At 56.3% G+C, this 21,692-nt stretch carries 18 protein-coding genes; 5 read left to right on the forward strand and 13 right to left on the reverse strand.

Annotated elements, in window-relative coordinates; all coding sequences use genetic code 11:
- Window positions 1-140: 140 nt before the first annotated feature.
- From AGR7B_RS23685 to AGR7B_RS23720, 8 genes are all read right to left on the reverse strand, one after another.
- A complete protein-coding gene (locus AGR7B_RS23685) occupies window positions 141-1,985 on the reverse strand; it encodes a methyl-accepting chemotaxis protein (RefSeq protein ID WP_162934258.1) in 1,845 nt (614 codons plus the stop codon).
- A gap of 51 nt (window positions 1,986-2,036) precedes the next feature.
- Window positions 2,037-3,302 carry an NAD(P)/FAD-dependent oxidoreductase gene (locus tag AGR7B_RS23690; protein WP_080858226.1) on the reverse strand — a complete coding sequence of 422 codons (1,266 nt, stop codon included), beginning with the start codon at window positions 3,300-3,302 and terminating at the stop codon, window positions 2,037-2,039.
- 77 nt (window positions 3,303-3,379) lie between these two features.
- Window positions 3,380-3,691 carry a putative quinol monooxygenase gene (locus AGR7B_RS23695; RefSeq protein WP_080858227.1) on the reverse strand — a complete coding sequence of 104 codons (312 nt, stop codon included), beginning with the start codon at window positions 3,689-3,691 and terminating at the stop codon, window positions 3,380-3,382.
- Between the two features lie 12 nt (window positions 3,692-3,703).
- The gene (locus AGR7B_RS23700) at window positions 3,704-4,807 is read right to left on the reverse strand and encodes an NAD(P)-dependent alcohol dehydrogenase (RefSeq protein WP_080858466.1); all 1,104 of its coding nucleotides are present in this window, start codon (window positions 4,805-4,807) and stop codon (window positions 3,704-3,706) included.
- Between the two features lie 64 nt (window positions 4,808-4,871).
- Window positions 4,872-5,870, reverse strand: a complete 999-nt coding sequence (locus tag AGR7B_RS23705; RefSeq protein ID WP_080858228.1) for an ABC transporter permease — start codon at window positions 5,868-5,870, stop codon at window positions 4,872-4,874.
- Between the two features lie 5 nt (window positions 5,871-5,875).
- A complete protein-coding gene (locus tag AGR7B_RS23710) occupies window positions 5,876-6,817 on the reverse strand; it encodes an ABC transporter permease (RefSeq protein WP_080858229.1) in 942 nt (313 codons plus the stop codon).
- A 9-nt stretch (window positions 6,818-6,826) separates the two neighbouring features.
- Entirely contained in the window at window positions 6,827-8,356 is a 1,530-nt protein-coding gene (locus tag AGR7B_RS23715) for a sugar ABC transporter ATP-binding protein (RefSeq protein WP_208616062.1), read from the reverse strand.
- Window positions 8,357-8,412: 56 nt separating this feature from the next.
- Window positions 8,413-9,501 (reverse strand): ABC transporter substrate-binding protein, encoded by a 1,089-nt coding sequence (locus AGR7B_RS23720; protein WP_080858231.1) that lies wholly within the window; start codon window positions 9,499-9,501, stop codon window positions 8,413-8,415.
- A gap of 261 nt (window positions 9,502-9,762) precedes the next feature.
- Here AGR7B_RS23720 and AGR7B_RS26330 point away from each other — a divergent pair, with 261 nt between their 5' ends.
- Window positions 9,763-10,119, forward strand: a complete 357-nt coding sequence (locus AGR7B_RS26330) for a histidine phosphatase family protein (protein WP_245317756.1) — start codon at window positions 9,763-9,765, stop codon at window positions 10,117-10,119.
- A gap of 284 nt (window positions 10,120-10,403) precedes the next feature.
- Here the strand turns inward: AGR7B_RS26330 and AGR7B_RS23730 are convergent, their stop codons facing one another.
- Window positions 10,404-11,513: an alcohol dehydrogenase catalytic domain-containing protein gene (locus AGR7B_RS23730; protein WP_208616063.1), complete on the reverse strand. Its 1,110-nt coding sequence runs from the start codon at window positions 11,511-11,513 to the stop codon at window positions 10,404-10,406.
- Between the two features lie 290 nt (window positions 11,514-11,803).
- Here AGR7B_RS23730 and AGR7B_RS23735 point away from each other — a divergent pair, with 290 nt between their 5' ends.
- From AGR7B_RS23735 to AGR7B_RS23750, 4 genes are all read left to right on the forward strand, one after another.
- Window positions 11,804-12,910, forward strand: a complete 1,107-nt coding sequence (locus AGR7B_RS23735) for an NAD(P)-dependent alcohol dehydrogenase (RefSeq protein WP_080858232.1) — start codon at window positions 11,804-11,806, stop codon at window positions 12,908-12,910.
- A gap of 110 nt (window positions 12,911-13,020) precedes the next feature.
- The gene (locus tag AGR7B_RS23740; RefSeq protein WP_236762429.1) at window positions 13,021-14,658 is read left to right on the forward strand and encodes a GMC family oxidoreductase; all 1,638 of its coding nucleotides are present in this window, start codon (window positions 13,021-13,023) and stop codon (window positions 14,656-14,658) included.
- Entirely contained in the window at window positions 14,655-15,140 is a 486-nt protein-coding gene (locus AGR7B_RS23745; RefSeq protein ID WP_080858234.1) for a hypothetical protein, read from the forward strand. Before AGR7B_RS23740 ends, AGR7B_RS23745 begins: the two co-directional genes overlap by 4 nt.
- Before the next feature lie 18 nt (window positions 15,141-15,158).
- Complete coding sequence (locus AGR7B_RS23750; protein ID WP_236762430.1) at window positions 15,159-16,034, forward strand: N-acyl homoserine lactonase family protein; 876 nt, start codon at window positions 15,159-15,161, stop codon at window positions 16,032-16,034.
- A gap of 536 nt (window positions 16,035-16,570) precedes the next feature.
- Here AGR7B_RS23750 and AGR7B_RS23755 read toward each other — a convergent pair.
- Genes AGR7B_RS23755 through AGR7B_RS23770 form a run of 4 tightly spaced genes read right to left on the reverse strand, consistent with a single transcriptional unit; the run spans window position 16,571 to window position 21,639 of the window.
- A complete protein-coding gene (locus AGR7B_RS23755; RefSeq protein WP_080858236.1) occupies window positions 16,571-18,058 on the reverse strand; it encodes an NAD-dependent succinate-semialdehyde dehydrogenase in 1,488 nt (495 codons plus the stop codon).
- A gap of 24 nt (window positions 18,059-18,082) precedes the next feature.
- The gene (locus AGR7B_RS23760; protein ID WP_080858237.1) at window positions 18,083-19,102 is read right to left on the reverse strand and encodes an ABC transporter permease; all 1,020 of its coding nucleotides are present in this window, start codon (window positions 19,100-19,102) and stop codon (window positions 18,083-18,085) included.
- Window positions 19,103-19,114: 12 nt separating this feature from the next.
- On the reverse strand, window positions 19,115-20,089 hold the full coding sequence (locus tag AGR7B_RS23765) for an ABC transporter permease (protein ID WP_080858238.1): 975 nt from the start codon (window positions 20,087-20,089) through the stop codon (window positions 19,115-19,117).
- Window positions 20,086-21,639, reverse strand: a complete 1,554-nt coding sequence (locus AGR7B_RS23770) for a sugar ABC transporter ATP-binding protein (protein ID WP_080858239.1) — start codon at window positions 21,637-21,639, stop codon at window positions 20,086-20,088. The genes AGR7B_RS23765 and AGR7B_RS23770 overlap by 4 nt, the downstream gene beginning before the upstream one ends.
- Window positions 21,640-21,692: the final 53 nt, after the last annotated feature.

The raw sequence follows: 21,692 nt of genomic DNA on the forward strand, positions 1-21,692 counted from the left end.
GACAAAGATCGCGTAATCTATCTTATGGAACTTCTAGGCGGTTAGTCGGCTGTTGCGTTTTACTCTAAACCGTGGGCCCGCACGTGCCCAAAACCCGTTGCTTGATCGCCACCCTGTAATTCCGCACCAACTATGTGTTATCAGCCGTGAGCGCTTGCGAGCGCCAAGCTATCGTCATCAGCCTGATCCACGCGATCTGGTGTCTCTAACACGATCCTGAACTGGGTCAGCAAGCTACAAAGCGATTCAACCTCCAAGCCAAGCTGTGTTCCCGCTGCAGCAGTTTCCTCAGCCATGGATGCGTTTTTCTGCACTTCGCGATCAATGGAGGCAACGGAATCATTGATGTTTAGAAGCGAAGACGATTGTTCCTGGGCAGCGGCGGCGATCGAGGCAATGTCGCTGTCGATCTCGGCTACCTCGGCAATGATTTGATTCAAGGTCGTCCCAGTCGCGTGAACAAGACCAACTCCTTTTTCTACCTGCAGCGCCGAGCTGGAAATGAGCTCCTTGATTTCCTTGGCCGCCGTCGCAGAACGTTGTGCCAGTTCTCTAACTTCTTGTGCGACGACTGCAAAGCCGCGGCCAGCATCGCCAGCCCGGGATGCTTCCACGCCAGCGTTGAGAGCCAAAAGGTTGGTCTGAAACGCGATCTCATCTATGACCGCAATGATATTTGTAATCTCTCGCGACGACGTCTCAATCTTACGCATCGCCTCCACAGCATTCCGAACCACATCACCAGAAGCTTCTGCAACAGCCCGAGCTTGCGCAACACGACCTTTGGCATCTGAGGCACGGACGGCGCTATCTTTTATCGTCACTGTGACCTGAGCTACAGCGCTCGCGGTCTCTTCGAGAAACGCTGCCTGTCGCTCAGTTCTGTTTGATAAGTCGAGCGCTGCCGAGGTGATCTCCCCAGAATTGAGCTCAATTCTACCTGCATTTTCATTGACGCAAAGCAGGGCGGCCAACAGCTTCTCCGCCGAAGAATTGTAGTCAAAGCGGAGTGCGTCGAGGTCTTCTCGAAACGGTGTTTCCACCCGGTGAAGGAGGTCACCTTCAGCCAGGCGTCGGAGTGCTGTACCAAGGGTTTTTACGGCAAAATCCGTCGCTCTGGAATTTGCAACGTTGCGCTCTTCCTGCGCGCGCCGCTCCTGTTCGACAGAAAGTCTCGTGAGTTCACCCTCTTGTTCAAGTCGCTCCCTCTCTACTGCGTTAGCTTTGAAAACGGCAACCGCGCGGGCCATGTTCCCCAACTCATCGCGTCTATCAGCCCCCGGCACCTCAGTGCTCATCTCACCTTGTGCAAGCGCAAACATGCTGTCCCTCAGCCGGACGATTGGTTTGGTAATAAATCGCGATGAGACAATGAGAGAAGCAAATAGAAAAGCAGCGAAGGCCAAGCCGATGACGACAAGCGAGTATTTACTGGTGGTATCGGCATCGGCCGCAAGTTCGCTACTTTGGTTATCGACGGACTGCGTAAATTTATCGGACCAATCTCTCACAGCGAGTATTTGATTGGCGATGAGCACATCTGCCTTGCGCAACGACGCTGTCGCCGCGACAGAATCCCCTTTCAGGGCAGACTGTACCGCCTGATTGGTCAACTGCAAAATATCGTTCGCTGCCCCGATAAAACCGTCAATCGAACGCACGTGGTCTGGTGCCAAGCGCTTGACCAGCCGCAGTTCCGAGAGAAGCTTCGCCTTATTGTTCTCGTAAGAGAGGGCAAATTTCTTGATGCTTGGATCCTTGGTGTCATACGAGAGGATTTGGTATGCGTTGTAGCTAACCGCCGTGAAGTGCTGGTTCGCACGCGCCATGTGGATGGCGGCAGCGCCGTCTTCTGCGATGAAACTTACATAACTTTGCGAAGCGCTTCGAAATTTGAGCGATACAAACCCCAGTCCCGCGAGACCGACCGCACAGATTGGAACCACCAAGAGCACGATTTTAGCTTTGATGCTGATATGTTGCATGAACGACATTTCCCACACTCTCCCCATGTTGTTCGGCCTGTTATTCTGATGCTAGATTTCGTCCTTCAACGTCTCCTTCTGAGTAATTAGACGAGCGGAATGGTGTCCGGAAACGAATGCCCAGAGCCAGCTCAGCGCCACCGCCATGCGGCTTCTTGTTCCGATAAGGAAGTAGATGTGGACGAGGCCCCAGATCCACCAGGCAAGGGATCCCTTAACCTGGACCTTCCCGAAATCGATCACAGCCGAGCTCGGGCCGATCGTTGCGAGATTTCCGAGATGCTTATACCTGAAATGTGGGGGAGCCGGTTTTCGGCTCAGACGGGCCCGTATGACTTTCGCAACGTATTTGCCTTGCTGCTTTGCCGCCGGTGCCACGCCGGGAACAGGATTTCCCTCGCCGGTCTTTACGAAGGCAGTGTCACCGATAATAAAGATTTCAGGGCGTTGCGCGACTGTCAGGTCGGACTGTACGATTGCCCGCCCTGCCCGATCTTTATCCGTTCCCACCCACACGGCAGCCTTGGACGCCTGAACGCCTGCCGCCCATATTATGGTACGGCTTGGCACAAACTCGTCGCCAATCGTTATCCCGTCCTCGTCACAAGCCGTCACCGGCCGTCCTGTCCGAACCTCGACACCCATCTTCGCAAGTGAATGCTCGGCGTAGCGCGACAAGGAATCGGGAAAGACTGGCAGGACACGGGGGCCTGCCTCGATGAGGAGAATCCGAGCGGCGGCTGTGTCGATGCTCCTGAATTCCTCGACAAGCGTTCTGTGCGCCAGTTCGGCGATGATCCCTGCCATTTCAACACCGGTCGGCCCCGCGCCGATGATAGAAAAGGTTAACAAGGCGTTTCGCGCTTCGGGATCGGTTTCAAGTTCCGCTCTCTCGAAAGCAAGAAGAAGCCGGCGACGAATGGTCGTTGCGTCTTCTAGCGCTTTCAGCCCAGGAGCGAAGCGCTCCCATTCATCTTGCCCGAAATATGCATGCCGAGCGCCGGTCGCTAAAACGAGTGTGTCGTATGCGATTGCGTTACCATCCTTCAGAGAAACGAGCCGACGATCGACATCGACACCGACCACCTCGCCGAGCAGCGTCGTGACATCCTTCCGCCTGCGGAAAACCGCTCTAATTGGCCAAGCGATTTCCGAGGTCGCAAGAACCGTTGTAGCCACCTGGTAAAGAAGCGGCTGGAACAGATGGTGGTTCCGCCTGTCGATGATCGTGATAGAGATTCCTGGCCCCTTGAGATCTTTTGCCAATTGGAGGCCAGCGAAGCCGCCTCCTACAATAACAACCCGATGCTCAGTCATGTTATCCCCATCCGAACTTTCAAAAAAACGCGCTCCAGACGAGGAGCGCGCCTTTCGACAAACCTGTGAATGCCTATTCAGTCACTAATGCGGTTGTTGACGATGATCGACGGGGGACTGGACAGTAACGGAAGAAGCGGCTCAAGCACACGCTTGACGTTCGGATGCTCACCATGTCCAGCGGCCGCCGCCTCATTTGCCCAGCCGTCCAGTATGAAAAAGATATTGGGGTCGTCGGAACGCTGATAGAGATCGTAATATAGGCAACCCCTCTCCTGGCGCGCTGGTCCGATGAACTCTTGAAGAAGCTCCTTCACGCGATCCCGATTCTGCGTCGTGGTCCTGAATTCGACGATGAGGTGCTGTTCCTCTGTCTTGCTAGATGTCATGCAAATCGGCTCCTAATTGAAAACGATAACAGGTTTGATCACTCGACCAGCTTCCGCATCGGCGATGGCTTCGTTGATTTTCTCAAACGGATACTTCGTGATCAGCTTCTGGAAGGGAAATAACCCGGCCTGATTGAGTTCGACCATCTGCGGAATGAACAGCTGCGGAATTTGGTCGCCGAGTATTGCTCCCTGAATCTTCCGGTTAAAAACCATGAGGTCGAGTGGAATCGGGATATCCTTGCCAAGCGCATCGAGACCGAGGAGAACCACATGACCGCCGGCACGCGTACATTTGATTGAATTCAAAATCACGGGGATGATGCCGACGGCGTCGATCGCAAAATCCGCCCCGCCATCCGTCAGCGCATGAATCTGCTCAACGACATCCGGATCTCTTCCGTTGATCGTGTGGGTGGCCCCTAGCTCCCTCGCCATCGCGAGTCGCTGTTCGTTGAGATCGACGATGATGATTTTGCTGCATCGCCTGACCTTGGCAGCCATCACCGCCGCCATCCCGACGGCTCCCGCACCGAAAATGGCGATAGTCTGGCCTATCTCTGGCTTCATGGCGTTAATGACGGTACCTGCGCCGGTCGCCATGCCGCAACCCAAGGGAGCTGCATTCGTCAGGTCGAAGTTCTCCTTGGGAAGAAGTGCGGCGTTGTTTTCTGTTGCTAGAATATATGTGGCGAACGATGACTGCCCCACGAAGTTGCTGCCTATTCCGATTTCATCGCATAACAGAGCTTTCTTGCCGTTCGGACGAAGCCCTGTCAGATTGTACTGCGTGTAGTTCGCACAGTTCATCGGGTGGGAGCGGCGGCAGTCCGCGCAATAACCACAGGAACTTTGGCTGAGCGCAACGTGGTCACCAACCTTGAGGCCTTGAACGTCCGGTCCGACGGCCTCGATGACGCCGACACCTTCGTGTCCGGGTATGACAGGAGCGGGTGGTCCGAAAATCCCGTCGCGCAGTAGCAGATCGGTGTGGCAGATACCCGTGGCAACGGTTCGAACTAGAATTTCGTTTCCCTCAGGATCCGCCAGTTCAAGCTCACGAAATTCGAGTGGGGCTTTGGGCTTTACGGCAACCGCCGCTGTGATCTTCACCATTTCTTTCTCCTGCGTTCTCCCGATTACAACGGGAATGACCTCTTCAGCGGTAATCTGACCAGTTTCAGACCCGGCCGGTGCGCGCTCCATAGATGATCGCGGCAAGGGCGATGATCGCGCCCTGAACGATCAGTTTGCCCGGCTCCTGGATTCCAAAGACGGTCAGCATTGCGAACAGAAAACTGAAGGCGACGACTGCTACGAACGGCCCCGCGACGCCACCCCGATCGACTCCGAACGTGACGCCGCCGAGGATTGTCGCGGCGAGAGCGTTCATAAAGGTGTCGAAGCCCGGCTTGATCGTGCCGACGGCGAGTGCGGACACCTGAACCAGTGCGGCAATCCCGGTCAGCGCTCCGGCCAGCGTGTGGGAAATGAAGATAGTGCGAGCCAATGGAATCCCGGTTGTTTCCGCCGCGCGCGGGTTGTCACCCACGGCGCGGAAGTAGCGGCCGACAATCAGAAAACGAAATGCCAGCGCGACGATGATTGAAATCCCGATCCAGACTATGACCGAATAGGACAGTCCAAAAATACTCCCGCTCGTTAGAACACGAAGCCAACTCGGCGTTGAACCGGGCGCGCGGCCGGCACTCATGTACTGGACGATTCCGATAAGGATCGCGGACACGCTCAACGTCGCGATGACAGCAGAGGCGCGGATGTAAGCTACAAGGACGCCGTTGATCAAACCGACGGCGAGACCGATGACGATCGGCATCAGAACGATGACAAATGGAGGGTATTTGTTCAGCAAACCGGAACTGGCGAGGTAGATCGAGAATGCGAACACGCCGCTAACCGACAGGTCGATCGACCGGACCCGCATGACGAGTGACTGGGCCAGAACGGCAATGCCGAGCGGCGCCGATTGCTTCAGGATCACGAACCAGTAATTCGGGTTGATCAGGGTCGCGCTCACCGCGGGCGCGATGGCGATGAGAATGGCAAGGACGTAATATGCCGGGGGCAGCCCTAGCACCCACGAGAGGAGATGTTTGGGTGTCGAACGGCGGACTGGCGTGCCATTTTTTGTATCTGATGAAGTCATTGAGAGGTCCATGTCTTTCAGAGCCCGATCGTTTTGCGGCGTTGCGACACGACAAGTGCAAGCAGCAGAAGGCCCTTTACGACCGACTGGAGAAATGCCGAGACATTGGCGAGATTCATCACGTTGTTGACGACACCGAGAATTGCCGCGCCTACGACCGTGCCGAGGATGCTGCCGATACCGCCGGCTAGATGGACACCGCCGAGTGCGGCAGCGGTGACTGATTCGATTCCGAACGACGCGCCGCCTTTGGGATCTCCTGACGCCAGACGGCCCGCCAGGAACATGCCTGCCGCGCACGCGAACAGCGCCGAGAAGATGTACGCCTTTATGACTGTTCTTTCGACCGGAACGCCGTTCATACGGGCGTTGAAGTCATTGCCGCCTGATGCGAAGAGGTACAAGCCAAAAGGTCTACGATAGAGCAACCAAGCTGCCGCGACCGTGGCGGCGATTAACCAGAACAGGGAATTCGGTATTGGGCCGACCGAGCCTGCAACTGACACCGAGAGCCAGTCAGGAACGCGACCGCCTGGAATCGGGAGGATGATAAGTGCCAGACCTTGGCCGATGCCCATCGTCGCAAGGGTCATAATGATCGGGTGCACGTTGAGCCGGGCTACCCCGTACCCGTTCACGAGACCAAACGCGACGGCGGCGCCGATGCAGAGAAGTACGCGTACCGCTTCCGGCAAATCAAGCGTCATAATCGTCGTTGTCATGCTGATGATCGACCCGACCGACACGTCCAGACCCCCGGTGAGAATGACGAACGTTTGACCGAGTGCGGAAATGACAAGCACTGTGGACTGCGCCAGCAGGTTTGAGAGATTTTCCGGGGCAAGAAAGCCAGGCAGCAATATTATGGATGCCAGTAGAAGGACGAGGAGCGTCCCGATCGACAGGCGGATCGCTCCTGCCCGGTATGGCACCTTCAGAAGGTTTGCAACGGTATTCATATCTGCTCCTCAATGAACCGCAGCGCGCGGTTCGTGCGCGGAGTTCGAACCAAGTGCGGTTCCCAGGATGGATTCCTCTGTGGCGTCAGCTGCAGGCATCTGCCCGACGACTTGCTTGTCGTGAACCACAAGGATGTTGTCACAAAGTCCGATCAGTTCCGCATGCTCGCGCGACGAGACGATAACCGCCCCGCCCTGATCGCTGAAGTCCCGCAAAAGTCTGTAGATTTCGGCTTTTGCTCCGACGTCGACACCGCGCGTTGGCTCTTCGATGACGAGAATGTCGACACCAGACAACAGCCACCGCCCTAAAAGTACCTTTTGCTGATTGCCTCCCGATAGCTTTCCTACCGGAGCGCCGGGATCAGCAGCGGCGACGCGCAGTGATCTGATTATCTCCCTCACCTTGGAGGCAGACCGCCACGCGACACTCGCCATGTTGCGGTTTAGTTGCTTACCCAGTGCGATGTTGTCGTAGATCGGCAGCCGGAGAAACAAGCCTTCCTGCTTGCGATCTTCTGGAATAAATCCAATACCGGCCGAGATAGCGCTTGCGACACCCGAAGACACATCCACCTCGCTCATCCGGTCGTCGCTGCCGCGACGGCGGACGCTTATCGCCTTGGCCGGCTCGACACCCACCACCGCTCGCATGATCTCACGCTGTCCCTGCCCTTCAAGACCCGCCAGGCCGATAATCTCGCCCTTTCGCACTGCGAACTCGACCGAGTCACGGTTGTCGTCTAGACGAAGCTCCGAAACCTGGAGCATTGGGGCTCCGGTCTCTCGAGACCTTGAAGGAAAGAAGCTCTGCAATTCCCGCCCGACCATAGTTGCAACCAGGGAATGGAGATTGAAGTCCCTCGCCTTGGCGGTCTTCACCCAGGCCCCGTCCTTCATGACGGTTATGGTATCGCAAAGTTCGAAAACCTCGTTCATGCGGTGCGAGATATATACGACCGCTTTCCCCTGGGATTTCAGATCCCGGATCACCTTGAACAGGTGGGCCACGTCCGTTGAGTTCAAAGCAGCGGTCGGCTCATCGAAGATGAAAACGTCTGCGTTGGAGGTAAGCCCTTTTGCGATCTCCACTGCCTGTTGCTGCGCAACAGTCAAGGTTTCCACGATCGCCATCGCGTCCAATTGCGGAAACACGTCGGCAAGCAACTGGCTTGAACGCCGGACGACCTCCGCACGGTCAATCGAGCCATCGGCACGACGCGGCTCATGGCCGAGAAACATGTTTTCAGCGACAGTGAGGTTGGGGATAAGTGTGAATTCCTGAAAGATCGTGGAAACCCCAGCGAGGCGGGCCTCCTTCGGCGACCGAAAACTGACGGCCTCACCCCGCAGACGGACGCTTCCCGCGGTGGGTTGATAGACGCCCGCGAGGATACGCATCAGCGTTGATTTGCCCGCACCGTTCTCGCCCATGAGCGCGTGCACAGAGCCGCGCTCGAGTGAAAACCTGACGTCCGACAGAACCTTGGTCGCGCCGAACGACTTGTTGATACCAACCATCTCGACAAGCATGCTCATGAACATTTCCATTTTCGAGTGACATGCGGGCGCGGACTGTCCGCGCCCGGCTTCGGTCAGGCCTTGAAATATTCAAGAAGCTTCTCGTTCGGCATCTCCGTCGGAGCCCAGTAGGCGTCGGTCAGGTCAGCGCGGTAGAACTCGGATAGCGTCTCATCGACAATCGGCTTCGGGCGGTTGGTCCAGTTGCGCTGGATCGGCTTTCCCTCCAGCAATGCGAACGACGCGCGAAGCGCGGCTGTGGACAAGGCTGGCGGGCAGATCGGACCGATCGACGATAGCTTCTCGTCGTTCCAGCGGCGCATCCAACCGTTCAGGGCCTCGCCTGTAATCGGAGGGATGGTCGAAGCGCCTGCCTCTTGGAGAGCGTCGAGCACGCCAAGGGACATGTTTGCGCCATCGGTCCAAACACCCGCTACATCGGGGTCCGAGAGATAGAGGCTTTCCGCGATCTTTTTGGAGTCCTCGTACGACCAACTGCCATGCTGCGTTGACGTGATCTGGAGGCCAGACTTGCTGAATACTTCCATGGCGCCAGCGTAACGGTCAGCGTCGATCGGATGACCGGCGACGCCGCGCAATACCCATACCTTGCCTTTGTTGCCGAGCTTGTCGACCAGGAATTGGGCCATCACGCGACCGAAATAGAAGTCATCGCCCTGTACCTGAACGGTGAAGTCTTCGGTGTCGACGCGGCCGAGATAGACAACCGTGGGGATGCCTGCGGCTTTCGCCTTTCTGATGCCTTCAACCGCGGAGCCCGTCGTCAGGGGCGCGATGATGATCGCGTCCACCTTCTGCGCGATAAGATCTTCAATATCTGCAACTTGCTTGGACGCATTGAGGTCGGCGCTCCTGAACTGATAGTCGGCGACACGATCTTTGTTTTTGGTGATTTCGTATTCAGCCTCAAATGCCGTTTGGTAGGTGTGCGTTGAACCTGCAAGGCCATAGTGGCTATGGCCTATCTTCCAAGGGCCCGACTTAGCGAACTTTCCCGCTTCCACTACAGGATTTTCGCCTTCGGAAGGCCATGTGTCAGGCAATAGAGTGATCGCGTCCTGCGCCCGCAGAATGCCTGGCGCTCCAAAGGCGCTGGCGGCGACCAGCGCACTGCCCGCTTGCAGGAATGTACGTCTTTTCATCGAATTCTCCTCCTCTTGCCACCAGAGCGGCCAGTTTTGTCTGCGTTTCTGAGAGCCCCTGATCTCCAGCCGTCGCCGGACTCTCCCCAGAACGGCGGATTGAATGTTTATAAATTATCAGACAATCTGTCAATGATATAGAAGCATTCAATTCATGTCAGACGGCATTCTTTGTTATCCAGTTGTTTTTGCTGACATTAACTTCAGGTTCTCTCGCGATAAGACAATAAGACAAGATTCTGGACGAAGGATTTGAGGCGCATGTCAACATCGGTACTCGTCCAACAAGGTCAAAGCGCCGGCGACGAACGAAATGAATTCACTGGCGGTAAGGAGGTGCGGCTGACGAATTTGGCCGCGCGGGAAAGCAGGATGGCGGGAGCGTGGGTCAGCATTAACGGCATCACCTTCGACTGCACCTTCAGTTCCAGATTGAGCCGCGCCATTGACACCTGCCATCTTATCCTCACCGAAACGAACAGAGCCCTCCTGAAGCCCCATACGACTGCCGCCTTCGACGAGCGAGACTATAGAGGGCTCTCGGGAATGAATAAAGACGAAGCACGTTCGCGATGGGGTGACGACCTGCACATATCTGGAGGCGCTCCTATACTGTAGCGCCTCCAGGCGGCGAAAGCATCAGAGATGCCAGCGCGCGGTTTTTGCCTTACATGATAATCAATGTATTTTGCTTGTACTCCGTGGTGATAGCGTACTTATTTTCTACCATGGCAATATACTTCGGATCCGCCGGGTTATTGGACGCTTACCGGTCGAAGAGGTGCTTGCTATCGAGCTACCAACCGCACATCCCGTCGCCTATCACCTCGGTCGCGATCTTTCCCCGTTGAGGAAACTGATGCCCGCCGGGGAAAACCCAGCGATCTGATCGCTTTATGGAGTCAGTTGAAGTCGGTGATGACCACGTAACCACTCGTCTTGTAGGCGTCCATATCATGTAGCACCGACTCGACATCGTTGAGTGAGACCGTTCGGCTGACCAATGCTGTTGGGTTCAGCCTCTTCGATGCGACAAGGCCAAGGAGGTCCCCATATTCACTTTGGGGATTGCCCAAGCTCCCACGGATCTCCAGCTCCTTAAGAACAATCATGTCCAGGGGAATTGCTACTATTCCCTTTTCTGCCTGAGAGGTTAGACCGACTTGCGAGAGCCGGCCTCCCTTCCTCAGCGCGTGAAGAGCGCCATGAACGGTTGCCGAGCTACCGAGTGCGTCGACAGCGAGATCAACTCCGGCGTCGCGTTCAGTGATCAGGCGTACAGCTTCTCCCACGTTCTCTGGAGCAAGTCCTTTTGCATTGATGACATCGTGCGCGCCGATCTCGCGGGCTCGTGATAGTTTCGCCTCGTCAACATCCACCGCAATGACACGACCGCCGAGCGAAGCCGCTATCTCGATCGCAGCTTGCCCAACTCCGCCACAACCAAACACCGCAACAGATTCGCCACCTTTCAGGGCGCCGCGCCCCTGGATCGCGCGCCAAGCCGTCATGTACCTGCAGCCGAGAGCTGCGGCAGTGAGTTCATCGACGCCTTCAGGAAGCGGAACACAATTGAGATTCGCATTTGGCGCCCTCATATATTGCGCCCAACCGCCTGATCCGGGAATTAGGTGAGGCACCGCCGCGTTGTCGCAAATATTCTGTTCGCCGCGCGAACAATGATGGCAATGACCACAGGCCAGGTTGAAAGGAACTGTCACGCGCTGACCGGGTCGGACTGCCCTGACATTGGATCCAACGGCCTCAACGATCCCCCCAATTTCGTGGCCGAGGACCGCCCCGGGTTGGAGCTTCATTCCGACCCATTCCCAATCCCCGTTCCAGAGGTGCCAGTCGCTCCGGCAAATTCCTGATGCAACAACCCGCACAAGCGCGTCATCCGGCCCCAGTTCCGGTATGCGCACTTCGGCGACAGATACTTGCCCTCGTACTCCAGCAATCTGAGCAGCTTTCATCGACTGGCTCGACCAAGCCCGCGGTGCTTCAAACATTATCTTCCTCCTCCATATGAGACCTTACGCTGAAAAAGCCCTTGAATTGCTAGTTTTTATCAGTCAATCTGTCAAGAAATGCTGCACTTGAAACAGGACGGACATTTGGTTGGGTGTCCAAGGTGGGCCAGCATGACTTCATAACTAATTGAAATAAAATGAGATTATTTGTCAGCAACAAAAGCGTCAAACACGAAATCGGGGTTGATATATCAAAATTAATTGACTGATTGTCTGATAATACGCTAGGTTGCCGTGATTACGCGAAGCCGCGTCGGAGGAGCAATTTTATGAAAGAAGCGTATGCCGCCATCTCGCGCGAGACGGCGAAACCTCTCGTTCTGGAATGTATTGGAATCGACGAGCCCCGTCCGGATGAGATTCTCGTTCGCATTGTGGCATCCGGTGTCTGCCATACCGACATGGTCGTCCGCGACCAAGGATATGACGTACCGCAGCCAGTCGTTCTAGGCCACGAGGGCTCGGGGGTCGTTGAGTCTGTCGGTAGCGATGTCAAAGATCTCAAGCCCGGCGACCACGTCGCCCTCAGCTACGCTTACTGCGGAAAATGCGAGAGGTGTCTGGCGGGAACACCGTACTATTGCGAGGACTTTTTCGGCAGAAATTTCCGCGGCACCAGGCCTGATGGATCTTGCCCGCTTCACGATTCGCACGGGACGCAGATTAGCGGCTGCTTTTTCGAGCAATCATCTTTTGCCACTTATGCAATCGCCAGCGAACGCAATGCGGTCAAAGTTTCCAAGGATGTTCCGTTGGAACTGATCGGCCCGCTCGGCTGCGGACTTCAGACTGGCGCGGGCGCCGTTCTCAACTGCCTGAAGCCGAAGCCCGGGTCGTCCATAGCTGTTTTTGGCGCAGGAGCCGTGGGAATGGCGGCCGTGATGGCGGCAAAAATTGCGGAGTGTTCAACCATCATTGTCGTCGACCTAAACGACGAGCGTCTTGAGCTTGCAATCGAGCTTGGCGCGACGCATACGGTGAATGCGCGCAAGATTGAAAGCGTCAAGGCGATAAAAGAAATAGTTTCCGCCGGCGTCGATTACAGCCTCGAGTGCACCAGTTCGCCTCGGGTCTTCCGGCAAGCTGTTGACTGCCTCGCTACCCCTGGCACCTGCGGTCTGGTTGGATCGTCAGCGCTTGGCACAGAAGGCATTGTCGATATCGGCAATTTCCTTTTCGGACGCACGCTCGTGGGGGTCGTTGAGGGCCAGAGCATTCCTTCCAAGTTTGTCCCCGAGTTAATTGCATATTGGCAACAAGGTCGGTTCCCGTTCGACAAGCTCGTCAAGTTCTACGATCTCGACCAGATCAATGAAGCGATGGCCGATTCAGAGAGCGGCAAGGTTATCAAGCCAATTCTGCGAATGAACCACTAGGCGTCATTCGATGATCATTCAATGAGATTCAGGGTCCACGCTTCATGGGTGGACCGGTAGGCAGCTTTATATCTGGAGGAGAGATGCCAAGCTCGCGAAGTAGGGGAGAGATGTTCGACTACGTTGTTGTAGGCGGGGGAACGTCTGGCTGCGTGATGACCAATCGATTAAGCGAGGCGGGTTTCAAAGTCTGCCTCTTGGAAGCCGGCCCCCGGGACATCAATCCGATGATCCACATTCCCGCTGGTTATATTAAGAACATTTACAGCAAGAAGCTGACCTGGAACTTTATATCGGAGCCCAATCCCGGCACGAACAACCGGAGTTTTTCCCTACCGCAGGGACGTGTATTGGGTGGTTCCAGTTCGATCAACGGCTTGAACTATGTGAGGGGCCAGGCGGTTGATTACGACAACTGGGCAGCGGAGGGAAACCCAGGCTGGAGCTACCATGAAGTTCTTCCTTATTTCAAGCGCTCCGAACGCCGCATCGGCGAAGCAGACGAAACATATCGAGGCCGTAGCGGCGAACTTCCTATTACTGACCTTGATTGGCACCATCCTGTCAGCGATGCTCTGATCGACGCAGCGGTCGAACTCGGTATTCCGCGCAACCCTGATTATAACGGAGCCAAACAGGATGGCGCGGGATATTTCCAGCGCACAATCTACAAAGGGTTCCGACATAGTTCCGCCCGGGCTTTTCTGCGAAAAGCCACTCGACGTGGAAATGTCGATGTCCGGACCGACAGCCAGGCAACATTGATCATCTTTGAAGGCAAGAAGGCAGTCGGCGTAAAATATGCCACCGGAGGCCAAGGAGGATCGCTCCGGGAGGTTCGTGCCTCTCGCGAAGTAATCCTCACAGCCGGTGCCTTGAACACGCCAAAGCTCCTTCAACTTTCGGGGGTTGGCCCCGCCGATGTCCTGCAGCGTGCCGGCGTCGACATTTTCCACGAACTTCAGGGTGTGGGGAATAATCTCAGGGATCACTACGCCGTCCGCATGGTGGCTCGTGTGAAGGATATCAGCACGATCAACGACGTGGCACAAGGACCTGCCCTTCTTGGTCAGATCGCCCGTTGGGTGCTCGGCAAGCCAAGCATCTTGGCGGTTAGTCCGTCTCTCGTTCACATCTTCTGGAAATCGGAACCGGGTCTTCCCAGGCCCGACCTCGAATTTGCCTGCGCGCCCGCGAGTTTTCGCGAGGGGGTGGTCGGCCTGCTTGACAAGCATCCAGGTCTCACTCTCGGCGTCTGGCAAGAGCGGCCCGAAAGTCTCGGGTCTTCACACATCAAATCCCCTAACGCGTTCGAATCCCCAGCGATCCAGCCCAACTACCTTTCCCATGAGGTCGACCAAAAGGCACTGATCGGTGGGATGCGCCTAGCAAGAAGGTTATTCCGTTCGAATGCTCTTGCTAAATACATAGACGAAGAGACATCACCGTCGCCTAGCCTCGACAGCGATGAGGAACTGCTCCACTTTGCACGGCAGAAGGGAACAACGGTCTACCATATGATAGGAACCGCCCGCATGGGTCCCAGTTCGAAGCCCGGTAGCGTCGTTGACGCGGAGCTTCGTGTTCACGGGCTCACAAACTTGCGGGTGTGTGATGCTTCGATCATGCCTTCGATGCCGTCCGCGAATACGAACGCATCGACTCTGATGATCGCAGAGAAAGCCGCTGACCTCATTCTCGGGCGACAGCTTCCTGCTGCAATCGTATCCGGTGAGGACGCGGCATGATTATGAAGAGAGTTACTGGCTCTTCGTCGCAGTTACGGGTTGCCGAAATTCTCAACGACGAGACTGCATCCTATGCCGTCGCTGCTCAAGCCTGCTTCGAGAGCTTTCACGGTGCGGCGAACCGCATGGCTGGACTGCTGGTTTTGCTGGCAATTACCAAATCGCGTCACGTTCTTGATCTGGAGGTTCAGAAGGCTGCTGCGTCTCTGGTTGAGATCGGGACCGAGCAGTACCGTTCACTGATGCCAACGCCGCGCTCGAATCACTTTCATCGCCATCTTGGCAAGGCAGGACGACTGCTTGCCATAAGTCTGCGTGACATCGACAAGACGCTGTCAGCTTTGGCAACAGCGCGCGATCCGCTCGGGCCACTCAGCGAAGCCTGGGAAGAACTGCGAAGCGCTTCGAAATGCCTACCGGGATTTGAGGTGGTGGACTTCAAACACTCATGCTGCGCGCTTCATAAATCCGCAATTAATTGAAATGGGCGGGAGGAAAATTTGTCAGATTATTCAATATGGATGCTTGAATTCGCCTGGGTCCCGGATGCACCGGCAAGCTCGCTGGTTTACGGTCGCCACAATGTGGGAAACGAGAAACTACCCTATTGTTATACCCTTCTGAAAGGGCATGGAAGAACGATCCTTCTCGACTGCGGTGTCAATTACGCCTCGCATGGAAAAGAATTCATGGATCGCTTCAACGTGCAGAACTGGTTTCCGCCCAAAGAGATTCTAGCAGAGGTGGGATGCGCTCCAGAAGAGGTCGATGACGTCATACTGACGCACGCTCATTTCGACCATATGGGTGGTCTGGAGCTTTTCCCAAACGCGACATTCCATATCCAGCAGGACGAGCTCGCAGCGTGGGTTTCAATCATGGCGCTCGACCGTCGCTTCCGTTGGCTGCTGACGGCGACCGATACGGGAGACATGCTATATGCTGTCCAACTCGCACGTGAAGGACGCATGCGCGGCATCGATGGAAACGTCGACAATCTCTTTCCTGGAATCGACGTCAGGCTGGCGCGTGACACCCACACCGCAGCATCGCAGTATGTCGTCATCCGCAACGATGGGAAGAGTGCAAGCGAAGATGTCTATACTTATACGGGTGACTTGCTCTATCGACATGACAACATGCACGGGGGCATCCCGGAAGATCCAGTTTACCTGCCGGTGGGGCTTGCCTTCGGCAGCCAGACGAACCTCGTCTTTGCCACGCACGATATCCTCAAAACGGTTCAGTTCGACATGAGTCGAATCCTCACACCGCATGAACCTGCCATGACAAAATATTACCCCAGCAGGATCACTAAGAACGGGCATTATCTGATCGAGGTTGCGCTAGCCGACGGCCAGCGGTCCTACGTATGAAAGCTAAGGCCTCCCAAGGCGACGCCGGGTAAGGGCCGTGGTATTCACGGCCCCTACCCGGAACGGGAACTCGAAGATCGGCTGGATCTGGTCGAGTCTCGAAGAGAAGCGATTTGGAACTGACGAGCTGGACTTTGCCTTATTTTATGGAACCGGAGACGCCCGGCATGCCACCGTAACGCGAACGACATTCAGGCTTTTGCTCTCAGGACTGACGATCCCCTAACCTACTAGGCCCGAAACGGTCTCTCGGACCCGTAAGTTCATTCTGCATATCGGGGGAAATTTTGCGCGAAGTTCGCGCTATCGTCTTCTCCCAAGCGCATCCTGTCGTTCCGGGACAGTTCTTCCTTCGACAATTGCCTGAGCGGCGAGATCGGCCCATTCCTGATCGCGATGCTCAACGTCGTCATGAAGGCGACTGGCGCGATCTTGAACCGAGGTGTACTCGCTTTCTCTGAAGTTTGCCATTGGCCCCTCTATGAACGGGTGTCTTGTTTGGTGGCGAGTGTTAAAACCCGCCACCCGCGCAAAAATCAGGCCTGAATACCGCCGATGCAGACGTACTTCATGGACAGAAAGTCATCCATGCCGTATTTCGAACCTTCGCGGCCGAAGCCGGATTGTTTGACCCCGCCAAACGGCGCCACCTCTGTCGAGATGAGACCGGTGTTTACACCGACCATGCCGTACTCCAGAGCTTCGGTGACTTTCCAGACGTTGCGGAGATCGTTGGCATAAAAGTATGCGGCCAGACCGAACTCTGTGTCGTTTGCCAGTTCGATGACTTCGTCGGCCGTCTCGAACTTGAAGACCGGAGCCAACGGCGCAAACGTTTCCTCCCGTGCGACTTTCATGTTCTTTTTCGCACCCGAAAGAAGTGTCGGTTGAACGAACGTTCCGCCGCGCGCGTCGCGTTCGCCGCCGACAACAACGGTTGCTCCCTTGGAAATAGCGTCATCAATGTGGTTGTAGAGCTTTTCTACCGCATCGTCGTTGATCAGCGGCCCGATGGTCGCGTCGTCCTCAAAACCATCCAAAACCTTAAGGGCGCCCACCCGCGCTGCCAGCTTCTCCACGAACTTCTCGTAGATCCCGCTTTGCACGTAAAGGCGGTTGGCACACACACAGGTCTGGCCGGCATTGCGGAACTTGGAAAGCATTGCTCCTTCGACGGCCTCGTCGACATCGGCGTCGTCAAAAACGATGAAGGGTGCGTTGCCACCAAGCTCAAGGCTTAACTTCATGATCTTTTGTGCGCCCTGAGCCATCAAAATCCGACCCACTTCAGTCGAACCGGTGAAAGTCAGTTTCTTGACAACCGGATTTGAGCAGACTTCTTCGCCGAACATCCGCGCGTTATCTGTCGGAAGAACGCTGAACAATCCGTCGGGAATTCCGGCCCTTTCAGCAAGTATCGCGAGCGCGAGGGCCGACAAAGGTGTTTCGGCGGCCGGCTTGAAGATGATTGCACAGCCAGAGGCGAGTGCCGGCGCGATCTTGCGGCATACCATTGCCGATGGGAAATTCCACGGCGCGATCGCAGCCACGACGCCTACCGGCTGCTTGATGACGAGCAGGCGCTTGTCCGCCTGATGCCCCGGAATGGTATCACCGTAGACACGCTTGGCTTCCTCGCCGAACCATTCGATGTAGGAAGCGCCGTACGCTACTTCTCCACGGGCTTCGGCGAGAGGCTTGCCCATTTCCGACGTCAGGATAACAGCCAGGTCCTCGGCATTTGCCACGACCTGCTCGTAGAATTTCCTCATGACAAAGGAGCGCTCTTTCGCTGAAACCCTCGCCCATTTCTTCTGTGCTGCCTTCGCGGCTTCAATCGCTGTTCTGACATCCTGAAGGCCAGCGCTGGGCAGTGAGGCTAGTGTATCCGTGGTGGACGGATTGATAACGTTGATGCGCGTGCCTTTTTCCCCTTCGCTCAACCACTTTCCTCCCACCAGCATTTCCTCGCGTATGAGAGACTGGTCCTTCAGGCGGCCGAGAAGGGTGCTGGAGATGGCCATGGGTGTTCCTTTCAGTGGAATTGATTAAATCTGATTTCGGATGTGTGGTGAGCGCGCGTAGATGGCGACCATCGGGACGATGAGGAGACCGACCACGGCCTGCTGGGCGGGAAAACTCAGTCCAAGGCCGACCAGTAGAGAGGTCAGCACAGTCAGTACGAGTACGCCAAGCATTGTAGCGCCATAACCGCCAGCGCCGCCCAAAAGCGACGTTCCTCCGATGACGACCGCGGCCACTGTGGTGAACAGATATGGATCCCCGACACCGACGAAGCCACCGCCGGAAAAGCCAAGAAGAAGCATGCCTGTGATCGCCGACATGGCACCGCTCACGCTATGAATGATGGTCCAGACCTTGAATTCAGAGATTCCCAGGCGAGCTGCCGCGGTCCTGCTTCCGCCAACTGCATAGATGCTGCGACCAAACCAGGTGTTGTGCATGAACCAGCCCAGCATCACGGCGAGGACTGCCCAGATCATGATGACCGGAGGTAATGGCAGGCCGAAGAACTTTCCGTTGAATGCCGATATGTTTCTGAGCCATGCCGGTACGGGAGCAAACACAGTCCCGCCGAATGCCGATCCCAGCGACGTGTATATCTGGACGGCACCAACCGCAGCAAAACCAACGCCGAGCGACATGATCAGAGCCTGGCCCTGGAGCCTGAAGCTGAGAGAGCCATTGGCGGCTCCTACAAGTGCTCCAAGGAGCAGCACAATCACCATCGCTACGGGCGCGGGAAGCCCCGCAACCATAAGGCTGGGCAGAAGGATATTCGCGCCTCCGATGATATAGGGGATTGAGAGGTCGAGCGCGCCGACCAGGGCGCATAGTGTCTGCCCGATCGAAGCCAGCCCAAGAAATGCTGCAAGCAGAAGGATGGAGCGTGCATTCTGGGAGGAGATGAAACCGGGGACGAGCAGCGCGCCGAGCGCCAGAAGGGAAACGAGGAGTGCAAAGCCAATGGCGATGCTCTTGTGAGCCTTGAACGGGTTGGACTTCTCAACTGACTTAATTTGCGTGTTCATGACTGTGGCAACCATTTTTCTACTCCCTCAAACCGTAGCGCGTCGGCTGACGACGAAGACGTTCACAAGAAGCGACCCCACGAGGATCAGGCCGAATGCCATCTGTGTGACGAAACCGGAAACGGTGCCGAAGTTGAACGTCGACAGAAGGTACGAGATGAGGAACATGTTAAGGGCACCAAGGGTGGAACCGAGGGCCCCGCCCCGCCCGCCCGAAAGGCTGGCCCCTCCCAGAACAAGAGCTGTAACAGCTTGCAGCGTATAGGTACTTCCCTGTGTCGGGTCACCGGACGAAATCAACGCGGTGTAGCTCAGGGCGGCGAGCCCTGCGAATGCTCCTCCAACGATGTGGGCGATAATGCGGACAGCGTCGACCTGGACACCGCTCGTGTAGGCCATTCGTTCGTCGGCCCCTGTCATGCGTAGGTTGCGGTAAAACGTGGTCCTCCGTAACACACCCCACAGGGCATAGGCTGCAACAAGCAGAAGCAGAACCGGTGACAGGATTTCGGTCCCTGCGCCCCAGGTGAGCATCCAGTCGGGTGCCACGCCCCCAGGGCGCGACATCACCATCAGGTTCAATCCGGAGAGTACGAGAAAGCCGGAAAGCGTGACGATGATCGGTGCCACCCGAACATAGATGATGACCAGAGCCTGAAGCAGTTGAAAAGTTGCTCCAAGACCAACGGCCCATGATATGACGATGACGGGGTTGGTGACGCCGTTACCCACAAGCCAGGTGATGAGGGTAACGTTGATGAAGCCGATCAGAGGGCCAATGGAGAGATCGACCGCTCCTCGGCCGGCCATCACGATCGGTGTGATCGCGAGTGCCGCCAGGACCAGCGGCGTCGCGACCAGTAGTGCGCCCGCAAGCCCGTTGTTTGTAAACAAGCCCTGCCCGCGCACCGCAACGGCTAGCAGCAGAGCAAGGAACAGGCCCACGGGAACGTAAAGCGATCGATCCTGGGTGAATTGGCGAAATGCGGTGACGGACATCATGCGGTCCTTTCCAGATCGAAATCAACGGCAGCGTTTTTCGATTTCCCGAACATCGCAGAAAGGATCGGCTCCTCTGCAATTTCGTCGCCTGCCAATGAGCGGAACAGCCTACCGCCAAAAAAGACGTCGACGCGGTCCGCGAAGCCGATGAACTCCTCGATCTCGCTCGAAAGATAGATCACGCTGCCACCCTTCTCGGTGAACAGACGAAGCTCGCGGTAGAGATCGCGTTTGGTGCCGAGGTCCACCCCTCGGGCTGGGTCGTTTAGCACGATGACAGCTGGATCGTTGGCGAAGGCGCGGCCAATCAGAACCTTCTGCTGGTTGCCACCCGACAACGACGTGATCTTGTGCGCGGGACTTCCGATCTTGATCCGAAGCCGATCAACCTCGCGCCTGAACATAGGCTTGAGGTTCGCTTTCCTGATGATCCCCAGCGGCCCCAGGTTTTTTCGATAAACCCCGATGGAAAGATTTTCGAAGATGCTTTGCTGAGGGATGATGCCTTCACGCTTGCGATCGCCGGACACGTAGGCGACACCGGCCCGTGCTGCATCCTCAAGGGTGTTGATCGGCATCATTCTGTCGGTATCGTGGGACCGGATCTGAACATCACCGCCGAATGGCTGAACGATACCCGCGACCGCGCGGACAAAGGCATCCTGTCCTTGCCCATCGAGGCCCGCAATACCGACGATCGCGCCTTTGGGGAGATCGAAATCGAACGGCACCACGGACGCATGAGTGGCTAGGTTCTTAACGCTCATTACCGGGGGGGCGACAGGAACTCCACGTTTGGCGGCGTAGGCTTTCACATCGCTTGCGTGGCGATCAGCCGGCGTCATCATGGCGAGAAGGTTTTCTTCGATAATCTCGTGCTTTTCGAGCGTGCCTATTGTGACGCCGTCACGCAGGATCGTTGCTCTGTCAGCAATTCGGACGAGCTCCGCGATGCGATGGGTCACGATCAGAATGGTGGCCCCTTCTGCGCGCAACCTATCAATTTCAGCGTGCAAGCGAATCGTTGAATCGAGATCAAGCGCCGCCGAAGATTCATCAAGGATCAGCACTTTGGGCTTGCGCAGAACGGCGCGCGCAATCACGATCCACTGCTTGATGCTGAGCGGCAATCCACCGACGTCCTGGTCGAGATCAACGGGCCTTCCGACAAGGCGTCCCAGGATTTCGCCGGCTTCGGCGCGTCGATTGCCGGCATGTTGAGAGAGAAAGATACCATCCCGTCCGACGAACAGATTTTCAAGTACGGTGGCTTCGTCGGCAACAAGAACTTCCTGAAAGATCGTCGTCAATCCGATCCGCTTTGCGTCGGTCGGGGACATCACCCTCTCTCCAAGAACGGAAACACTTCCCGAATCAGGGTGCAATACGCCAGACATGATCTTCGCCATCGTGCTCTTGCCACTGCCGTTCTCGCCGACGATGGCATGGACTTCTCCAGCCCTGGCTTCGAAGTCACATTTCTTTAGCGCCTTGGTCTCGCCGAACGATTTGGCGACATCGATCAACTTGATCGTAATTTCACTTTGCATCGGAAATCCTCCATTCCCAACGTCCACGCGAAGCCTTTCCCATGCAGGGGGAC

Source organism: Agrobacterium deltaense RV3, from assembly GCF_900013505.1.
GTDB classification, from domain to species: Bacteria; Pseudomonadota; Alphaproteobacteria; order Rhizobiales; family Rhizobiaceae; genus Agrobacterium; species Agrobacterium leguminum.